Genomic DNA, 18,621 nt, shown 5'->3' on the forward strand with positions numbered 1-18,621 from the left:
AGCAAGCCCGCATCGCTCGTGGGCGATGCGGGCTTCTTTACATACGAACATGCGCATTTTCATGTGCCTGCCTCATCTTTTGAACAGCACGATAGGCGGAATACTTGCTCACCTCTTCAAATTCATCGCAAATTCGCTTTTCATCTGCTTTGCCTGGAACAATAGCTTTAAACCGACGATAGCGGCCCATAAACTCTTCCCGATCCATTCCTCTCTCATATACATTCTCCACCGCTTCAAAAAAAGAAACGACGTCAATGACTTCTTCTGTTGACCAATCCGTCCTAAATGGATACGAATATTCCAATGCTCTCACCTCACTTTATTTTATTCGTTTCTCCTTCCGTATATCCTTTGTTTTTCTGTATGAAAAGCATGCAGTTTTTTCTTTGCAACGACCTTCCAAAGTGCTATAATGCTTTATGTTTTGAATTATTTAGAAAGAGGTGGATAATGCGTTGTCACAACATAATACACCATTATTTGACGGGCTTCTCCAGCATGCAAAGAAGAACCCGGTTCAGTTTCATATACCAGGCCATAAAAAAGGAAAAGGGATGGATCCTGTCTTCAGAGAGTTCATTGGTGAAAATGCCTTATCAATCGATTTAATTAACATTGCACCGCTTGATGATCTGCATCAGCCGCATGGAATTATTAAAGAAGCACAGCATCTTGCTGCAGAAGCATTTGGCGCTGATCACACATTTTTCTCCGTACAAGGAACGAGCGGAGCAATTATGACGATGATCATGTCTGTATGCGGTCCCGGAGAAAAAATTATCGTCCCGCGCAATGTTCATAAATCGATTATGACGGCGATTGTTTTTTCAGGCGCTGTACCGATTTTTATCCATCCGGAAATTGATAAAGACCTCGGGATTTCACATGGAATGACAACAGAATCAGTCAATCGCGCATTAACAGAGCACCCTGATGCAAAAGGTGTACTCGTTATTAACCCAACTTATTTCGGCATTGCCGGGGATTTGAAGCAGATTGTCGAGATAGCACATTCCTATTCCATACCCGTGCTTGTTGACGAAGCACACGGCGTCCATATTCACTTTCACGACGACCTGCCTATGTCAGCCATGCAGGCAGGGGCCGACATAGCTGCGACAAGCGTTCATAAGCTAGGTGGATCAATGACCCAGAGTTCTATTTTAAACGTTCGTGAAGGACTCGTATCCGTCAATCGTGTGCAGTCTATTCTTAGCATGTTAACGACGACATCGACGTCATACATTCTTCTCGCATCACTCGATACTGCACGAAAACATTTAGCCATAAATGGAACGACGATTATCGGAGAAGCCATTAAACTTGCTGAAAAAACACGTGAAAAAATTAACAAAATCGATCATTTTTATTGTGTAGGTTCTGAAATACTCGGTTCAAAAGCGACATATGACTACGATCCAACTAAACTGATTATTTCAGTGAAAAACCTTGGCATTAGTGGACATGATGCTGAAAAATGGCTTCGTGAACATTACAACATTGAAGTAGAATTAAGCGATTTATATAATATTTTGTGCCTAATAACTCCTGGGGATACAGAAGCAGAATGTTCGCTGCTCGTCAAAGCATTAACGGAAATGGCTGATACATTCAGCGACACTGTCCAATCTCGATATGCACACGTTATGCTGCCAGATATTCCTCTTCTTGCTTTGTCGCCTCGTGAAGCTTTTTATGCCGAGACAGAAACAGTCCCACTTGAAGAGTCAGCCGGTCGGATTATAGCAGAATTTATGATGGTCTATCCGCCAGGTATCCCTATTTTTATTCCTGGCGAAATTATTACTGAAGAAAATTTGCGCTATGTGCACGAAAACGTGGCTGCAGGTCTTCCTGTACAAGGTCCTGAAGATGAAGAATTAAAAACATTACGTGTTATTAGAGAACGCAAACCTATTTATTAACAAAAAAAGAGCTGGCCTGTTAATCGGGCCAGCTCTTTTTGTATATATTAATTATCGTTTTCTATGTCTGTTTCTTTTTCACAATCGCACCCACAGTGAGAGTAAAGAACTGTCACCCTATTTTCTTCAAAATACTCAATTGTTTTCAGGCAGTTTGTACAGATGATTGTTCCCATTTTCTATTACCTCCCATTGTTTTATTTATTTTGAAAACGCTTTATGCTTCTTAAATACATAATAATATAACACATTTGAGATTGCAAGCACAAATTGTATAACATAATTAATAATGGGACAAAAATCCCCCTATTTACTGTGTATGGTAAATAGGGGGATGCAGGCTCGTTATTCTATTATTTTACGATATGAATAGGTGTTCCAAGCGCAACTTCTGCCGCTTCCGCCGTCATTTCAGCGAGTGTTGGATGTGCATGTATAGTCATCGCAATATCTTCAAGTGTCATACCTGCTTCAATGGCAAGACCAAGCTCAGATACCATGTCTGATGCACCTGTACCAGCAATTTGAGCACCGATTACAAGGCCATCTTCTTTGCGTGATACAATTTTAACAAAACCATCTGTACTGTTAAGCGCAAGCGCACGTCCATTTGCTGCAAATGGAAACTTAGCCGCGGTTACATCAATGTTTTCTTCTTTCGCTTGGGTTTCTGTATAGCCGACTGTTGCCAACTCAGGTTCTGTAAAGCAGACAGCTGGAATCCCAATGTAATCGATTTCTGATTTTTCACCACTGATTGCTTCCGCTGCAATTTTACCTTCGTAAGATGCTTTGTGGGCAAGTGGGGGTCCCGCAATAATATCACCGATTGCGAAAATATTTTCAACGCTTGTACGGCACTGTTTATCTACCTCAATTACACCACGGTCTGTCATTTTAATACCGGCACCTTCAAGACCTAGCTCATCCGTGTTCGGACGGCGCCCTACTGTGACAAGCACATAATCAGCTTCAATAGTTTCTTCTTTACCGCCTGCTTCATATGTTACTTTTACGCCATTTTCTGTTTCTTCCGATGATTTCGCCATCGCTTTCGTTACAATTGTCACACCTTTTTTCTTCATACTACGTTTGACAAGAGCGGACATCTGCTTTTCAAAACCACCTAAAATTTCCGGAGTACCTTCAAGTATCGTTACTTCAGAACCGAAATTGGCAAATGCTGTCGACAATTCTGACCCGATATAGCCGCCGCCAATAACGATCAATTTTTTCGGAATTTCTTGAAGTGCAAGAGCACCTGTTGAGTCAAGAACACGTTTTGAAAATTTGAAATTCGGAATTTCAATTGGTCTTGATCCTGTTGCAATGATCGCGTTTTTAAATGTGTACGTTTGAGCAGAATCTTCCGTCATCACGCGAAGTGTATTTGAATCATTAAAGTAAGCTTCACCGCGTACAATTTCTACTTTGTTCCCTTTCAGCAAGCCTTCAACACCGCCTGTTAATTTCTTAACAACGCTGCCTTTCCACTTTTGGACTTTTTCAAAATTCACTGTCACATTTTCAGCGATAATACCGATATCATCTGAATGTTTTGCCTGTTCAAAACGATGACCTGCAGTTAAAAGAGCTTTTGATGGGATACAGCCTACGTTTAAACAAACCCCTCCAAGGTTTTCCTTTTCAACGATGGTCACTTTTTGACCAAGCTGTGCTGCACGAATTGCAGCTACATATCCACCAGGACCTGAACCAATAACTATCGTGTCTGTTTCAATTGGGAAATCTCCTACTACCATTTATTACGCCTCCATTAGTAAAAGTTCTGGGTCGTTTAACAACCGCTTAATATGATTCAATGCATGTTGTGCTGTCGCTCCATCAATCATCCGATGATCAAAGCTCAATGACAATGCTAACACAGGTGCTGCTATAATTTCACTATTTTTCACAATTGCTTTCTCAGCAATTCGTCCAATTCCTAATATTGCTACTTCCGGATGGTTAATAACCGGTGTAAACCACTGGCCTCCAGCTGACCCGATATTGGTAATTGTGCAAGATGCACCTTTCATTTCTGCTGGTGCAAGTTTACCGTCACGTGCTTTTACAGCTAGTTCATTAATTTCATTCGAAATCGTGAACATTGACTTACGGTCTGCGTTTTTCACGACTGGTACCATCAATCCTTTATCTGTGTCTGCTGCAATCCCGATGTTGTAGTAATGCTTATGAACGATTTCGCTTGTCGCATCATCAATGGATGTGTTCAAAGCAGGATATTCACGAAGCGCGCTTGTCAAAGCTTTCACAACGTATGGAAGGAATGTTAATTTCACTCCTTTTTCCGCCGCCACTTCTTTGAACTTTTTACGGTGAGCCCACAATTCTGTCACTTCAATTTCATCCATTAATGTAACGTGTGGTGCAGTCTGTTTGGAGTTAACCATCGCTTTGGCGATTGCTTTGCGGATGCCGCTCATTTTTTCGCGCGTTTCAGGGAATTCGCCTTCAGGAATGGCCGTCGCCGCAGCTGGTTTTGATTCATTTGCTGCCGCTTCTTTCGTTTCTTCCTGTTTCTGTGCTGGTTGTTCAGCTGCTTCTGGACCTTTTTGAAGGAATTGATCGATATCTTCTTTTACAATACGGCCATTTTTACCGCTACCTGATACAAGTGCAATATTGATCTCTTTTTCACGCGCATATTTACGTACAGATGGCATAGCAATAATCCGGCGATCCGGATTCACTTCTGACGTGTCGACGTGTGGATGGCTGTCTGCATCTGTCGTTTCAGCCAATGCTTGTTTTGTTTCTTCAGCAGGTACTTTATCTACATTTTGACCTGCTTCAGCTGTTGATTGAACTTGTTCTTCTGTTTCAGCAACCCCTTCTTCATCGCTGCCTTTAAACTTCAAGTCTTCATAACCCGGTGCGTCAAGTTTAATCAATGTATCGCCAACGATTGCCGTTGCGCCTTCATCAACAAGTATATCTTCTACTGTTCCAGCGACAGGTGACGGAATTTCAACCACCGCTTTATCATTTTGAACTTCGCAAAGTACGTCATCTTCCTGTACTTTATCGCCTGGCTTTACGAACCATTTGACGATTTCGCCTTCATGAATTCCTTCACCGATATCCGGTAGTTTAAATTCAAATGCCAATGTATTCATCCTCCTATATTGTCATTTTAGAATAGGAGGCACGTGGCCCCCGTTTCTAATTGTGATCTATTCATTAAAATTCAAGTACTTTTTTTGCTGTTTCAATGATATCTTTATAGTTGGGCAGCCATACAGTCTCCGCTTGTGAAAATGGGAAGACTGTATCTGGTGCAGCAACCCGAAGAACAGGCGCTTCAAGACTCAAGATCGCACGCTCATTAATTTCAGCGACAACATTTGCTGCAATACCTGCCTGCTTCTGTGCTTCTTGAACGACAATTGCACGACCTGTTTTTTCAACAGACGCAATAATTGTTTCGATATCTAGCGGTTGAATCGTACGAAGATCAATGACTTCAACAGAATGACCTTCTTTTTCAAGTGCTTCAGCTGCCTTCAATGATTCATGAACCATTGCACCATATGTAATGATCGACAAATCAGAACCTTCGCGTTTCACAGCCGCTTTGCCAAGAGGAATTATGTATTCTTCTTCTGGCACGTCTTCACGGAACGAACGGTACAATTTCATGTGTTCAAGAAAAATAACCGGGTCATTGTCGCGGATTGCAGAAATTAAAAGTCCTTTTGCATCGTACGGGGAGGAAGGAATAACGACTTTTAATCCTGGTTGCTGTGCCATTAAACCTTCTAAGCTATCCGCATGAAGTTCAGGTGTATGAACGCCGCCACCAAAAGGTGATCGGATTGTTACAGGAGCCGAATAAACACCGCCAGAGCGGTAGCGCATACGCGCAAGCTGCCCACTTACTGAATCCATTACTTCAAATACGAAACCGAAAAATTGAATTTCTGGTACAGGACGAAATCCTTCAAGAGCAAGACCGACAGCTAGACCACCGATTCCTGATTCCGCAAGCGGTGTATCAAATACGCGTTCTTCTCCAAATTCTTTTTGAAGACCTTCTGTCGCGCGAAATACCCCTCCGTTAACGCCTACATCTTCACCGAAGACAAGTACATTTTCGTCGTTTTTTAATTCTGTGCGCAAGGCATCAGTAATCGCTTGAATCATTGTCATTTGTGCCATGGCTTACTTCGACTCCTTTGCAGTATAAATTTCATATTGTTCTTGCAGATTAGCTGGCATTTCATCATACATGTTTGCCATCAAATCTGTTACTTTTTGTTTTGGTGTTTCATCTGCTTTTTTAATCGCATCTTTAATTTCTTCTTTTGCACGTTCGATTACTTCTGTTTCTTTCTCTTCGTTCCATAAGCCTTTTTCTTCAAGATATTTACGGAAACGAACAAGCGGATCTTTTTTCTCCCATTCCGTATCAAGGTCAGAAGTACGGTAGCGTGTCGGATCGTCACCAGCCATTGTATGCGGGCCATAACGGTAACACATTGTTTCAATCAATGTCGGACCGCCGCCATTGATTGCACGCTCGCGAGCTTCTTTTACGACTGTATATACAGCAAGTGGATCCATGCCATCAACAAGAACAAATGGGATACCTGCAGCAATTCCTTTTTGAGCGATCGTTTTCGCTGCGGTTTGCTTTTCACGCGGTGTTGAGATCGCAAATTGGTTGTTTTGCACGATAAAAATCGCCGGTGCATTGAATGCTCCTGCAAAGTTAATTCCTTCATAGAAATCCCCTTGTGAAGAACCGCCATCACCTGTATACGTTACAGCAACTGCTTTTTTGCCACGTTTTTTCAACCCAAGTGCCACACCTGCATTTTGAACATACTGTGCACCAATAATAATTTGCGGTGACAATACATTTACGCCTTCAGGTGCCTGGTTTCCGACGAAATGTCCACGTGAAAATAAAAACGCCTTCCAAAGCGGAAGTCCATGCCAAACGATTTGTGGTACATCACGGTAGCCTGGTAAAATCCAGTCTTCTTTTTCAAGCGCGTAATGAGAGGCGATTTGTGACGCTTCCTGCCCAGCAGTCGGGGCATAGAAACCTAATCGACCTTGACGATTAAGCGAAATAGAACGCTGATCCAGAACACGTGTATATACCATACGCGTCATTAACTCTTGAAGCTCTTCATCCGCCATCTTCGGCATAGCCTCTTCATTTACAATTTTTCCTTCTTCATTTAAAACTTGGATCATGTCAATTTGATTTTCAATGGATTCAAGTATTTGTTGTGGATTGAGCTGAGCAGTTTTCTTTGCACTCATGATCAACACCTATCCTTTCATTATTGGTTACACGACTTTTTTATAATTTCCTGTATCAGTTTTTTTTATAAATATACTGATACAACATAAAGCTATGATCAATAGTTTATATCATCATGTTTAATACGTCAATTTTAAATATTCCTCTTGTATATCCCTTAAAAAATAAAGACTGTATTAGTTCACAAACTAAAACTGTGTTATAAAAAGAAAGCGCTTTTAACATCTGTTATACATTACATTTTTCTAACCTACCCTTCTCTATTTTCCCTTTCTTTCCTTTTCAAAACATACAATATGCGGCATTAACATTTTGCACACTTTTTGATAAGATAAGTACACCAATCGGAAAAAAGGAAGGTATACAAATGATTAATATGAATGATATTGTGCGTGAAGGAGAACCTATCCTGCGCGAAAAAGCGAGCGACGTGATACTCCCTGCTTCACCGGAAGAGATAGAAATACTTGCTTCTTTAATAGAGTATGTGCAAAACAGCCAGAACCCAGATATCGCAGAAAAATATGGATTACGCCCCGGCATCGGCCTTGCAGCGCCGCAAATTGGCGTATCAAAACGAATGATTGCCATTCATGTAAAAGATGAAAAAGGCGTACTAATAAGTTATGCCCTTTTCAACCCTAAAATTGTCAGCCACTCAGTAGAAAAAGCATTTTTAACGAGTGGAGAAGGATGCTTGTCGGTTGACCGCGACGTACCAGGATACGTTCATCGCTATGCACGCGTCACCATCAAAGGAACGACACTTGCTGGCGATGAAGTTAAATTTCGTTTAAAAGGACTACCCGCCATCTGTATTCAGCATGAAATTGACCATTTGAACGGTGTCTTATTTTACGACTATATTGATCAAAATGACCCATTCCGTGTAGAAGATAATGCGCACCCTATTGAACGATAATATGTATAAACATTATTATTACAACGCATACTACGCATACCCATTTTTCTTTGCATAAAGCCATGTGTATGATAAAATGGCTTTAAGGAGTGATCCACAATGTTAAAAAAGCTTAAAAAAAAGCTTGTAAAACAGTGGAAAGATATGCTCAGAAGAAAAACAATCGCATAACATTGAATGGTTAAGCCCTTCCGAAACGAAGGGCTGTCTTTGTGTAAGAGACCGAAGATGTTCATTTTGTATAAAAACATCTTTTTTCTATATAATTAAAAAACATTAACATCCTGAGAAGAATCGCTTATATGCGATTTGTATATATTACTTCGGAAAAAGGAGAGAAGCTCATGATTTACAAAGTGTACTATCAAGAAGACTATTCAGAGGTACCCGTTCGCGAAAATACGAAATCGTTATACGCAGAAGCGGATTCAGAACGCACCGTTCGTCACGCATTAAAAAACCGCCCATATAATATCGAATTTGTTCAATTGGTAAACGAATCTCACCTCGAATATGAGAAGCAGTCGCCAAACTATAAAGTGGAGCAGCTGTAAAACATGAAATTCGTAAAAAATGATCAAACAGCTGTTTTTGCCCTCGGCGGTTTGGGTGAAATCGGTAAAAATACGTACGCTGTCCAATTTCAGGACGAAATTATTTTAATTGATGCCGGAATAAAATTTCCAGAAGATGAATTACTTGGAATCGATTATGTGATTCCAGACTATTCATACTTAGAAAAAAATGCAGATAAAATTAAAGGGTTGTTCGTCACACATGGTCATGAAGACCATATTGGTGGTATCCCTTACTTGCTGCGTGTTGTCAATGTACCTGTGTATGGCGGAAAACTCGCTCTCGGTCTGCTTCGCAATAAGCTAGACGAGCATGGACTTCTGCGCCGTACCCGCCTTCATGAAGTCGTGGAAGATGATGTGATTAAATTCCGGAAAACGTCTGTTTCTTTTTTCCGAACAACACACAGCATTCCGGATTCATATGGTGTTGTCGTTAAAACACCTCAAGGAAGCATCGTTCACACAGGTGATTTTAAATTTGATTTTACGCCAGTCGGTGAACCTGCAAACTTAACGCGAATGGCTGAGATTGGCAAAGAAGGCGTGCTATGTCTTCTCTCTGATAGCACGAACAGTGAAGTGCCTAACTTTACAATGTCAGAACGAAAAGTCGGTGAAAGTATCCGTAACATCTTCCGTAAAGTAGAGGGTCGGCTTATTTTCGCAACGTTCGCATCAAATATTCATCGATTGCAGCAAGTAGTCGAAGCAGCGGTTGAAGACGGACGAAAAGTCGGTGTATTTGGACGAAGTATGGACAATGCGATTACTCTCGGTCAACAGTTAGGATACATTCGCTGTCCTAAAGACACATTTGTCGATACACACCAATTGAATAAATTACCTGCCAACAAAGTCACGATTCTTTGTACAGGCAGCCAGGGAGAGCCTATGGCAGCTCTTTCCCGTATCGCAAATGGTTCCCATCGCCAGATTCAAATTCAGCCAAAAGATACGGTTGTCTTCTCATCCTCTCCCATTCCAGGGAACACGGTGAGTGTAAATAGAATTATTAATTCATTGTCACGTGCCGGCGCAGATGTCATCCACGGACCTCTTAATAACATCCATACATCTGGCCATGGAAGTCAAGAAGAGCAGAAATTAATGCTTAGTCTTATTAAACCCAAGTTTTTTATGCCTATTCACGGTGAATACCGGATGCAAAAAACACACTGCCAGCATGCGATCGACTGCGGTGTACCAAAAGAAAACTGCTTTATTATGGATAATGGAGATGTACTTGCCCTTTCAAAAGAGGAAGCACACGTTGCCGGTCGTATCCAATCCGGCTCTGTTTACATTGATGGAAGCGGCATTGGTGATATCGGCAACATCGTTTTACGTGACCGCCGCATTTTGTCCGAAGAAGGCCTTGTGATCGTCGTTGTGAGCATTAATAAAACAACAAATAGAATTGAAGCCGGTCCTGATATTATTTCACGTGGATTCGTGTACATGCGTGAATCTGGGGATTTAATCTACGAAGCACAATCGGTTTTAAACCGTCATATTAAACAATTGCTCATTAGTAACACAACTCAATGGTCCGACATTAAAAATGAAATTACCGATACGCTTTCACCGTTTCTTTACGAAAGAACGAAACGCCGTCCAATGATTTTACCAATCATTATGGAAGTGTAACATAAAAAAAGAGCTTTCCATTTACTTTGGAAAGCTCTTTTTGATTGGAGGTATCATGCATGATTCCCGTGAAAGGAAAATCGCAGTACGATGAGGATATAAACCCGAAGTTCAGATCTTCAGCATGCGGACCGGTCACTGTTTCAGTTATATTAAATTACTGGTTTAACGGGACTTATCCGCTTCACGTGAACGAATTGTATACATCACTTTCCACGACATCGATCGGCCTGTCTCGTTTTATGATGGTTTATAAGCTTCGCCGTCTTCTTGGCTCAGACTGGCTTGTAAAAAGGTCGAATCAAATTAATGAAGTAATAGATGAACTACAAAAAGGTCACCCTGTCGCAGCAAAATTCGATAAATATTTTACACTTCGCTTTTTTTCAAAATCGATGTATGCGTATCATTGGATTGTCATCATCGGCTATGAAATAAAAAATGGCGAAATCATTTTATTCTTTCAAGACAACGGAGCTCCTAATCGAGAAAGTAAACGAAGAAGCATGCTATACAGCGAGCAGGCTTCCATACTCCGCTTCGTCTTGATTGCACCGCTTGATTCATAAAAAACCCCACTTTAAAGTGAGGTTTTTTATTTAATCATTCATTTTTTTCTCAAAACGGGCAATGTCTTTATCCGCGCCGATAATAATTAAAATATCATTCACCATGATCGGTGCATCGGCCTGTGGTGACACGATAATTTCTTTTCCCCGCTTAATAGCAACAATGTTAATTCCATAACGGGCACGAATATCGAGATCGATTATTGTGTTTCCTGCAAGAACTTCATTTGCAATAATTTCTGTAATGGAATGCTCATCGGAAAGCTCTAGATAATCAAGCACATTATTTGACACAATATTATTTGCAATGCGCCGTCCCATATCCCGTTCTGGATGAACGACTTGATCGGCACCAATTTTTAATAATACTTTTTCATGGTAATCATTCTGCGCTTTTGCTGTTACTTTTTTAACGCCAACTTCTTTTAACATAAGCGTCGTTAAAATGCTTGATTGAATGTCATCACCAATTGCAACAATCACATGGTCAAAGTTACGAATTCCAAGACTTTTCAATACGGATTCATCTGTCGTATCAGCGACAACGGCATGAGACGCAATGGATGCGAATTCATTCACTCGGCCTTCGTCCCTATCAATCGCCATTACTTCCATCCCCTGCTCACTCAACTCTCTGCAAATGCTGCTGCCAAAGCGGCCAAGACCAATAACGACAAATTCTTTCTTCATATTCATTCCCCCGCTGTCAAAGCTAATAAGTGGATCTTGCTATGAAAGTTTACCACGAACCTAGCCAAATTTCCCTTATTTTTTTTTCCCTTTCACATAGTCTGCGTCAAAGAGGAAAAGTCTCATCAGTAAGATAAGTGACGGAATAAGCAAGAGCAAGCCAAGAATAAACGCAATAACGAGCGCCAATGCCATCGTTTCATTTGTTACACTTTCATGGACTGTAATATACGGATACAAAATGTATGGCAAATGAGAAGCCCCGTAGCCAAAAAAGGCGAAGAAAAATTGCATCATCACCATAATAAATGCTGTACCATATCTTTTCCCTGTATAAATAAACCAAGAAGCAATACCAAAGCAGAGGAGCGATAACCCGAACATCCACCAATACTCTGTTACGGCTTTATTATAATGTTCCGGATTGTGCATTTGCAGTGATATAAAGACGAGAAGGCTGGCTACAATTGTCGGCATGCTCCAGAACAGTGCAAACTGCCGGATCGTCCGGCGTGCTTGTCTATCATTCGCACGATCTGCATAATACGTTAAAAACGTGGCACTAATATACAAGACCGACACGATGGATAAAAGGACGACACTCCATGAAAAAGGGCTTGTGAACAATTCTTTAGCAAGAAAGGTCACTTTGTCATCTGTACTAACAGCCAAAAAGCCCCCTTCTGAGATCGTCAATACGGTTGACAACGAAGCAGGTATTAATAATCCGGTCGCTCCGTATAAGAAAAGGTATAGCATACTCTCACGCGATCCATAATTATTAAACGCATAAAACGAGCCTCGAATCGCCAGCAAAATAATTGCGACACTTGCTGGAATAAGAAGTGCTGTCCCAAAATAGTAAGCCGTAGCCGGAAAAAAACCGACAATACCGACGAAAAAGAAGACAAAAAAAACGTTTGTTACTTCCCATACAGGTGATAAGTAACGTGAAATAAGATCATTCATAATATGGTCTTTTTTCTTCCATCTCGCATAAAAAGCGAAGAAACCGGCACCAAAATCAATGGACGACACTATTAAATAACCATATAAAAATGTCCATAAAACCGTGATCCCGAGAAGTTCTAAATTCATGCGGATCCACCCCCATCTGGAAAGCGTTTTTCAAGTTCCGCTTCCGCCGGCGAATTTTTAAACATTTTAATCAACACAATCACTGTCATGACACCGAGTACTAGGTAAAGCAAAGCAAACATGATAAACGTAATGCCAACATCATCGCTCCTCGTTGCCGCTTCCGCTACTTTCATATAACCGCGTAAAATCCATGGCTGACGCCCGACTTCAGCTAAAATCCAGCCTGCTTCATACGCAATTAAAGATAGCGGTCCTGATGCAACAATCGCCCATAAAAGCGGCTTATTTAGTTCATTCCATTTTTTCACTTTGCTCATAATAACAAAGAGCGCCGTTATCGCCATGACGAACATACCAATGCTGACCATGATGTCAAACATATAATGAATCCAAAGCGGCGGCCGTTCATCTTCAGGTGTCTCATTTAACCCGATCACTTCCGTGTCAAACGAATTACCTGCAAGAAAGCTCAACAGTTTCGGTACACGAATTTCGTTTTCTATTTCTCCATCTTCATTAAGTGTTCCGAAGAAAATAATATCTGCTCCTTCTTCTGTTTCAAAATGCCACTCAGCAGCTGCTAATTTTTCCGGCTGCACTTCTGCTAAAAATTTGGCTGATACATCACCCGCAATGGCTGTCAGGACCGAGAATACTAACGCGCACGTAACCGTTAAACGAAGCGCTTTTTGCTCGTATTGACCGCGTTTTCCTTTTAAAATGGCAAATGCCACAATCGCTGCTAAAAGGGCAGCTGACGTCATATATGATGTGGAAACGACGTGAAACACTTTTGATGGTGTTGCTGGATTTAACATTGCTGCTATCGGGTCAATGTTGATCGCCTGACCTTCTTTTAAATCAAACCCTTGTGGTGTATTCATAAATGCATTCACAGTTGTAATAAACAAAGCAGACGCCGACGACCCTATCATAATTGGAATCGTTAAAAGCCAATGTGTCCATTTTCCTTTAAACCGGTCCCATGTGTACAAATAAATGCCAAGGAAGATCGCTTCGAAGAAAAATGCAAATGTTTCCATAAATAAAGGCAAAGCAATAATTTGCCCTGCTACTTCCATAAAACTTGGCCATAACAGTGACAACTGTAAACCAATTGCAGTTCCTGTTACAACACCTACAGCGACTGTAATTGTAAAGCCGCGCGCCCAGCGTCTTGCTAATAGTAAATAATGCGGATCGTTTTTCCTAATACCGATAAACTCAGCAATCGCAATCATCACCGGTACACCGACACCAATCATCGCAAAAATAATATGAAACATTAATGTCATCGTTGTTAGCATCCGACTGAGCATGACACTATCGAGTTCCATTTATATGACCTCCCGAGTGATTCAATTTAAATAAAATTATCATGCTACTCGTATTGTAAACTGAAAACAAAAACAATGCTATAAATGGGGTATGACTATTTTGTGACAAATTTCACAAACATATATAAAAAAACGTCATCTCTTCGTTTACCTTCTTTCATGTATAAAGATCGATCGAGACCTAACTTAGTTGTTAGGCCTCGATGAACATTCTTCTATATAAATCACTTATGTCCAAGGGCAATGAAATAGCGGGTAATAAACGAGATTGCTGTTTCAATAGCAGCTTCATCCGGGTTCAATTTGGCGTGATGAAGGCCGTATTCAGAACCAACGCCCAGCCAGAACATCATGCCCGGTATTTCTTTTAACATAAAGCCAAAATCTTCACCAGTCATCGCTTCACGTGAATGAATAAACTGAATATCGGTTTGCGCTTTGGCAAATTGAATAAATCGGTCCGTCACTTCTGGATCATTAAATACTTGATAGTAGCCGCTGCCATTATCAATTTCCGCCTCGCATTCAAAAGATGCTTCAATGCCTTTTAATAGCGATTGAACACGTGCTTTTGCCTTCCTCATTGCTTCCGGTGACAACGTACGGATCGTCCCCTCTAAACGCGCATGGTCTGCAATGACATTTTGCACCGTACCAGCTGTCATTTTACCAATTGTCACGACTGCACTGTCGAGCGGATCGACGTTTCTAGACACGATCGATTGAAGCTGTGTAACAAAGTATGACGCTGCAACAACCATATCTTTAGTTTCATGCGGATAAGCTGCATGGCCGCCCTTTCCTTTAAAATCAATAAATAACTCGGACGTATTCGCGAACAAAAGACCTTGCTTTGTTGCAATAGTGCCTGCGGGATGTTCCGGCGCAATATGTAGTGCATAAATTTCATCAGGCATCCATGCTTTTAATTCTTTAGATGCCATGAGCGGTTCTGCGCCGCCCGGCCCTTCTTCTGCCGGCTGAAAGATAAAAACAAGATCATCATTGATCGGATTTTCGGCGAAATACGTAACAACACCGAGAGCAATACTCATATGAAAGTCATGTCCACAGGCGTGCATCCGGCCTTCATGTAGCGATGAAAACGGGAGATCTGTTTTCTCCGTAATAGGCAAACCATCAATATCCGTACGCCAACCGATTGTTTTCGACGGGTTCAAGCCTTTTATTTTCACAATAATGCCGGTACGCCACTTTTTTAATTCCATTCGGTCCTGCGGCAATGTATGTAAATAGTTCAATAAATATTGCTGTGTTTTCTCCTCTTTAAAGCCTAGTTCGGGAATTTGATGGAGATCGCGGCGGATATTGACAAAATGGTTCATGTGTACAGTCCTCCTCTTTTTTAAAAAGAACGCGTAGGCAACTGCCCACGCGTTCTTCCCTTACCGCTCTTACAGTTTGCGGAGTTCTTGAATAATCTCTGTTTTTGATTTTGTTTTAGCATCAATTTGTTTAATAACGCGTGCTGGTGCTCCAACAGCAACCGAGAATGGAGGAATATCTTCTGTTACGATAGCACCTGCTGCGATAACGGAACCTTCACCAATACGGCAGCCTTCAAGAACGACAGCATTTGCACCAATTAATACGTTGTCTTCAAGCACAACCGGTGATGCGGATGGCGGCTCAATAACACCCGCTAGCACAGCTCCGGCGCCCACGTGGCAGTTTTTACCAACAGTTGCCCGACCGCCAAGTATTGCATTCATGTCAATCATCGTGCCTTCACCGATAACAGCGCCAATATTAATTGAAGCACCCATCATAATGACCGCATTGTCACCAATTTCAACTTGATCACGAATGATAGCACCTGGCTCAATACGCGCTGTAATATTTTTCATGTCGAGAAGCGGGATCGCTGAATTGCGGCGGTCGTTTTCAACAACGTAGTCCTTGACTTTATCTTTATTTTGCTCAAGAGCCTCTGATACTTCAGCCCACTCGCCAAATACGACAACGGATTTCCCTTCACCAAACACTTTCGCAGAAGCGCCAAAATTAATTCCTTCCACATCACCGTTTATATATACTTTAACTGGTGTTGATTTCGTACTGTTACTAATAAATGAAATGATTTCATGAGCATCCATTATTTTCATAATTATGTATCCCTCCCCGGACTGCTTATATTAAATTTTTTCTGCCTTTACTCTACCAAAGCAAAGCAATTTTCACAAGTAATTTTCATTCGATTGTTCCATAAACCGTTCAACTGTTTCAACAAATGCCTGCACTTGCCGGAGTTCAAATGCAGCATCATAGCCAAGCATCCACGTATCCCTCTGGATCGGTTCTCCATCGCGGTCTAGAAGCGGCGTTTTATACAAATTATTTTCTTGATTTGAAAGCGTGATCGCCGGTAAAATTGCATAGCCGATTCCATTAAACGCCATTTGCCGGCACGTTTCAATTTGATCAACAACAATAGAACGCTTTGGTGTCACCTGAAATCGATTATGCCACCATTCTTGAATTTCCTGATCGTAGTTTGAATCACTTTTAAATTGGATGAACGGTTTTTCTGTCGTTAACACTTCTTCTACATCCTGAATATCTTTATCGACTAAATAAAGCGGATCTTCGAACAAATGAATTTTCCTGCCTTTCCATTCAGGTGTGCCTCGAATGATCCCAATATGAACGTCACCCTCATACAGCTCTTTTAAGATTTCACTGCTCCAGCCCGTCATAAGTTGAATTTTCGCATACGGATATCGTTCAACAAAGAGTTTTAATACTTTTGGCAGCCAATTTTGACCGACAATACTTGCACAAGCAATTTTTAGAGTTCCATGTACGTGTGGTTCTAGTGATTGCAATTCTTCGAGCAATCGTTCTTTTTTCTCAAGTGTTTCTTTTGCATAATCAACAATAAGTTCACCTGCAGGCGTTAAAGACAGTCCTTTTGTTGAACGGTTAAATATTTTGTACGCCCATTCTTTTTCAATCGTTTGAAGGCGCTGAGAAAGTGCCGGTTGAGAGACAAAAAGACGCTCGGCCGCTTTTCTCATATTCATTTCTTCTGCAAGCACCGTTAACAAACGGAATTCTGAAAAGGACATTTTCTTATTCCCCTTTCTTCAAAAACAACAGCAATATGAACGAGACCACTGCAAATAAAAAGACAACCCAATATACGATGTGAAGGGATGTTGTCAACCCTTCACTTAAAATAAAACGGGCAGATTCACTCATCTGACCATTTTCTCCAAGAAGCTCATTAATGGAATCAATGGTTAAATTATCAGATGCATTCTGATTGTTTTGCAAGTAAGTAGTAAGACGGATGTTCAATACACCACCAAGAAGAGCAGCACCAATCGTATTGCCAATATTGCGCATAAATATATTTGATGCCGTTGCCGCTCCCCGTTCATGCCAGTCGACGGCGTTTTGAATGGAGACAATAAAGGCTGTTGAAGTCAGACCCATGCCAATACCTGTTACAAAGGATGAAGCTGCTGCCCACCATGGACCGTAAGATGGATCCATAAAAGCGAACATAAGTCCACCCGCAAGCAGCGCCGCACCACCAATCAATGTCGTCGTCCTGTAGCCAATAAACAAAAGAAGCCTTCCAGACAACGATGAAGCAATCGGCCAGCCTATAGACATAGCGGTTAATGTAAACCCTGCTACCGTTGCGCTTTTGCCCATTACGCTTTGCACATACATTGGTAAAAAGGTCGAAATGCCGATCAGCATAATCCCTGTCATCAATGATACAAGATTGGCAATTAAAATCGGACGCATTCTCCATAAATGAAATGGTATCATCGGCACAGGGGTCCGCTGCTCATGAAAAACAAAGAAAACGAGTGAAATCATACCGACAATGAGAAGAGGAATCATAAATTCGGTTTTCCCTGCCTCGACAAGAAGATACATAAAAGATGAAATACTTATTAAAAACAAAACCGTTCCGATGTAATCAATATTCGGTTTCTTTTTCTCTACTTGTTCATCTAAAAAAAGAAAAAGCATAATGATCGAAATAATGCCAATCGGCACGTTTATCCAGAACACCCAACGCCACGAAACAAATTCAACGAGCAATCCTCCCAGCGCGGGACCAGATACAGCAGAAATACCCCATACACTAGCTAAATAACCTTGTACTTTCGCTCGTTCTTCTTTCGTATAAATATCACCCACAATCGTTGCCGCCACCGGCATGACCGCTCCAGCACCTATTCCTTGTATAAACCTAAATAGAATCATTTGCTCCATCGATGCCGCAAAGCCGCATAAAACAGAGCCAATTAAAAAAATCGCGATCCCGACAAATAAAACCGGGCGGCGTCCAAAAATATCGGAAAATTTTCCGTATATTAAAACCGTCGCTGCATTCATTAACAAATAGGATGAAAATACCCAGCTGTATAATGAAAAACTACCAAGTTCAGCTACAATATCCGGCATGGCTGTCGCCACAATTGTCGCTTCAATCGCACCCATAAACATTGCCATCATCACAGCAACTAGTACGAGCGGCCGGTTCGTTTGTCTTTCTTTCATAGTTT

General features: G+C 41.3%; 18 protein-coding genes. 5 read left to right on the forward strand and 13 right to left on the reverse strand.

The window, feature by feature from the left end; genetic code table 11:
• Positions 1-37: 37 nt before the first annotated feature.
• Positions 38-307 (reverse strand): UPF0223 family protein, encoded by a 270-nt coding sequence (locus tag BLL40_RS06675; protein WP_073711126.1) that lies wholly within the window; start codon positions 305-307, stop codon positions 38-40.
• A gap of 151 nt (positions 308-458) precedes the next feature.
• Here BLL40_RS06675 and BLL40_RS06680 point away from each other — a divergent pair, with 151 nt between their 5' ends.
• On the forward strand, positions 459-1,928 hold the full coding sequence (locus BLL40_RS06680; RefSeq protein ID WP_073711127.1) for an aminotransferase class I/II-fold pyridoxal phosphate-dependent enzyme: 1,470 nt from the start codon (positions 459-461) through the stop codon (positions 1,926-1,928).
• Positions 1,929-1,975: 47 nt separating this feature from the next.
• On the opposite strand, the gene BLL40_RS06685 is transcribed toward BLL40_RS06680, so the two are convergent.
• The 5 genes from BLL40_RS06685 to pdhA all read right to left on the reverse strand — a co-directional run bounded on the left by BLL40_RS06685 (position 1,976) and on the right by pdhA (position 7,226).
• Positions 1,976-2,104, reverse strand: a complete 129-nt coding sequence (locus tag BLL40_RS06685) for a GapA-binding peptide SR1P (protein ID WP_073711128.1) — start codon at positions 2,102-2,104, stop codon at positions 1,976-1,978.
• A 177-nt stretch (positions 2,105-2,281) separates the two neighbouring features.
• Positions 2,282-3,691, reverse strand: coding sequence for a dihydrolipoyl dehydrogenase (gene lpdA, locus BLL40_RS06690; protein WP_073711129.1), 1,410 nt, complete (start codon positions 3,689-3,691; stop codon positions 2,282-2,284).
• Positions 3,692-3,694: 3 nt separating this feature from the next.
• Complete coding sequence (locus BLL40_RS06695; protein ID WP_073711130.1) at positions 3,695-5,059, reverse strand: dihydrolipoamide acetyltransferase family protein; 1,365 nt, start codon at positions 5,057-5,059, stop codon at positions 3,695-3,697.
• A 73-nt stretch (positions 5,060-5,132) separates the two neighbouring features.
• Positions 5,133-6,110, reverse strand: coding sequence for an alpha-ketoacid dehydrogenase subunit beta (locus BLL40_RS06700; protein WP_073711131.1), 978 nt, complete (start codon positions 6,108-6,110; stop codon positions 5,133-5,135).
• Between the two features lie 3 nt (positions 6,111-6,113).
• Positions 6,114-7,226 (reverse strand): pyruvate dehydrogenase (acetyl-transferring) E1 component subunit alpha, encoded by a 1,113-nt coding sequence (pdhA, locus tag BLL40_RS06705; RefSeq protein WP_173799902.1) that lies wholly within the window; start codon positions 7,224-7,226, stop codon positions 6,114-6,116.
• A 368-nt stretch (positions 7,227-7,594) separates the two neighbouring features.
• Between pdhA and def the strand changes: the two genes are divergently transcribed.
• The 4 genes from def (at position 7,595) to BLL40_RS06725 (ending at position 10,943) form a co-directional block, all read left to right on the forward strand.
• Positions 7,595-8,149 (forward strand): peptide deformylase, encoded by a 555-nt coding sequence (def, locus tag BLL40_RS06710; RefSeq protein WP_073711132.1) that lies wholly within the window; start codon positions 7,595-7,597, stop codon positions 8,147-8,149.
• Positions 8,150-8,493: 344 nt separating this feature from the next.
• Positions 8,494-8,703: a DNA-dependent RNA polymerase subunit epsilon gene (locus BLL40_RS06715; protein WP_073711133.1), complete on the forward strand. Its 210-nt coding sequence runs from the start codon at positions 8,494-8,496 to the stop codon at positions 8,701-8,703.
• 3 nt (positions 8,704-8,706) lie between these two features.
• Positions 8,707-10,374, forward strand: coding sequence for a ribonuclease J1 (gene rnjA / locus BLL40_RS06720; RefSeq protein WP_073711134.1), 1,668 nt, complete (start codon positions 8,707-8,709; stop codon positions 10,372-10,374).
• Between the two features lie 59 nt (positions 10,375-10,433).
• Complete coding sequence (locus tag BLL40_RS06725) at positions 10,434-10,943, forward strand: C39 family peptidase (protein ID WP_073711135.1); 510 nt, start codon at positions 10,434-10,436, stop codon at positions 10,941-10,943.
• 30 nt (positions 10,944-10,973) lie between these two features.
• Here BLL40_RS06725 and BLL40_RS06730 read toward each other — a convergent pair whose 3' ends face one another.
• From BLL40_RS06730 to BLL40_RS06760, 7 genes are all read right to left on the reverse strand, one after another.
• Positions 10,974-11,633 carry a potassium channel family protein gene (locus BLL40_RS06730; RefSeq protein WP_073711136.1) on the reverse strand — a complete coding sequence of 220 codons (660 nt, stop codon included), beginning with the start codon at positions 11,631-11,633 and terminating at the stop codon, positions 10,974-10,976.
• Positions 11,634-11,708: 75 nt separating this feature from the next.
• Entirely contained in the window at positions 11,709-12,731 is a 1,023-nt protein-coding gene (locus BLL40_RS06735) for a cytochrome d ubiquinol oxidase subunit II (protein ID WP_073711137.1), read from the reverse strand.
• Complete coding sequence (locus tag BLL40_RS06740; protein WP_073711138.1) at positions 12,728-14,071, reverse strand: cytochrome ubiquinol oxidase subunit I; 1,344 nt, start codon at positions 14,069-14,071, stop codon at positions 12,728-12,730. The genes BLL40_RS06735 and BLL40_RS06740 overlap by 4 nt, the downstream gene beginning before the upstream one ends.
• 224 nt (positions 14,072-14,295) lie before the next feature.
• Entirely contained in the window at positions 14,296-15,417 is a 1,122-nt protein-coding gene (locus BLL40_RS06745; protein WP_073711139.1) for an N-acetyldiaminopimelate deacetylase, read from the reverse strand.
• 69 nt (positions 15,418-15,486) lie between these two features.
• Complete coding sequence (gene dapD, locus BLL40_RS06750; protein WP_073711140.1) at positions 15,487-16,197, reverse strand: 2,3,4,5-tetrahydropyridine-2,6-dicarboxylate N-acetyltransferase; 711 nt, start codon at positions 16,195-16,197, stop codon at positions 15,487-15,489.
• A gap of 72 nt (positions 16,198-16,269) precedes the next feature.
• The gene (locus BLL40_RS06755) at positions 16,270-17,160 is read right to left on the reverse strand and encodes a transcriptional regulator CcpC (RefSeq protein ID WP_073711141.1); all 891 of its coding nucleotides are present in this window, start codon (positions 17,158-17,160) and stop codon (positions 16,270-16,272) included.
• Between the two features lie 4 nt (positions 17,161-17,164).
• A complete protein-coding gene (locus tag BLL40_RS06760) occupies positions 17,165-18,616 on the reverse strand; it encodes an MDR family MFS transporter (RefSeq protein WP_073711142.1) in 1,452 nt (483 codons plus the stop codon).
• Positions 18,617-18,621: the final 5 nt, after the last annotated feature.

This window comes from Domibacillus mangrovi (genome assembly GCF_001906925.1).
In the GTDB taxonomy this organism is placed as follows: Bacteria; Bacillota; Bacilli; order Bacillales; family Domibacillaceae; genus Domibacillus; species Domibacillus mangrovi.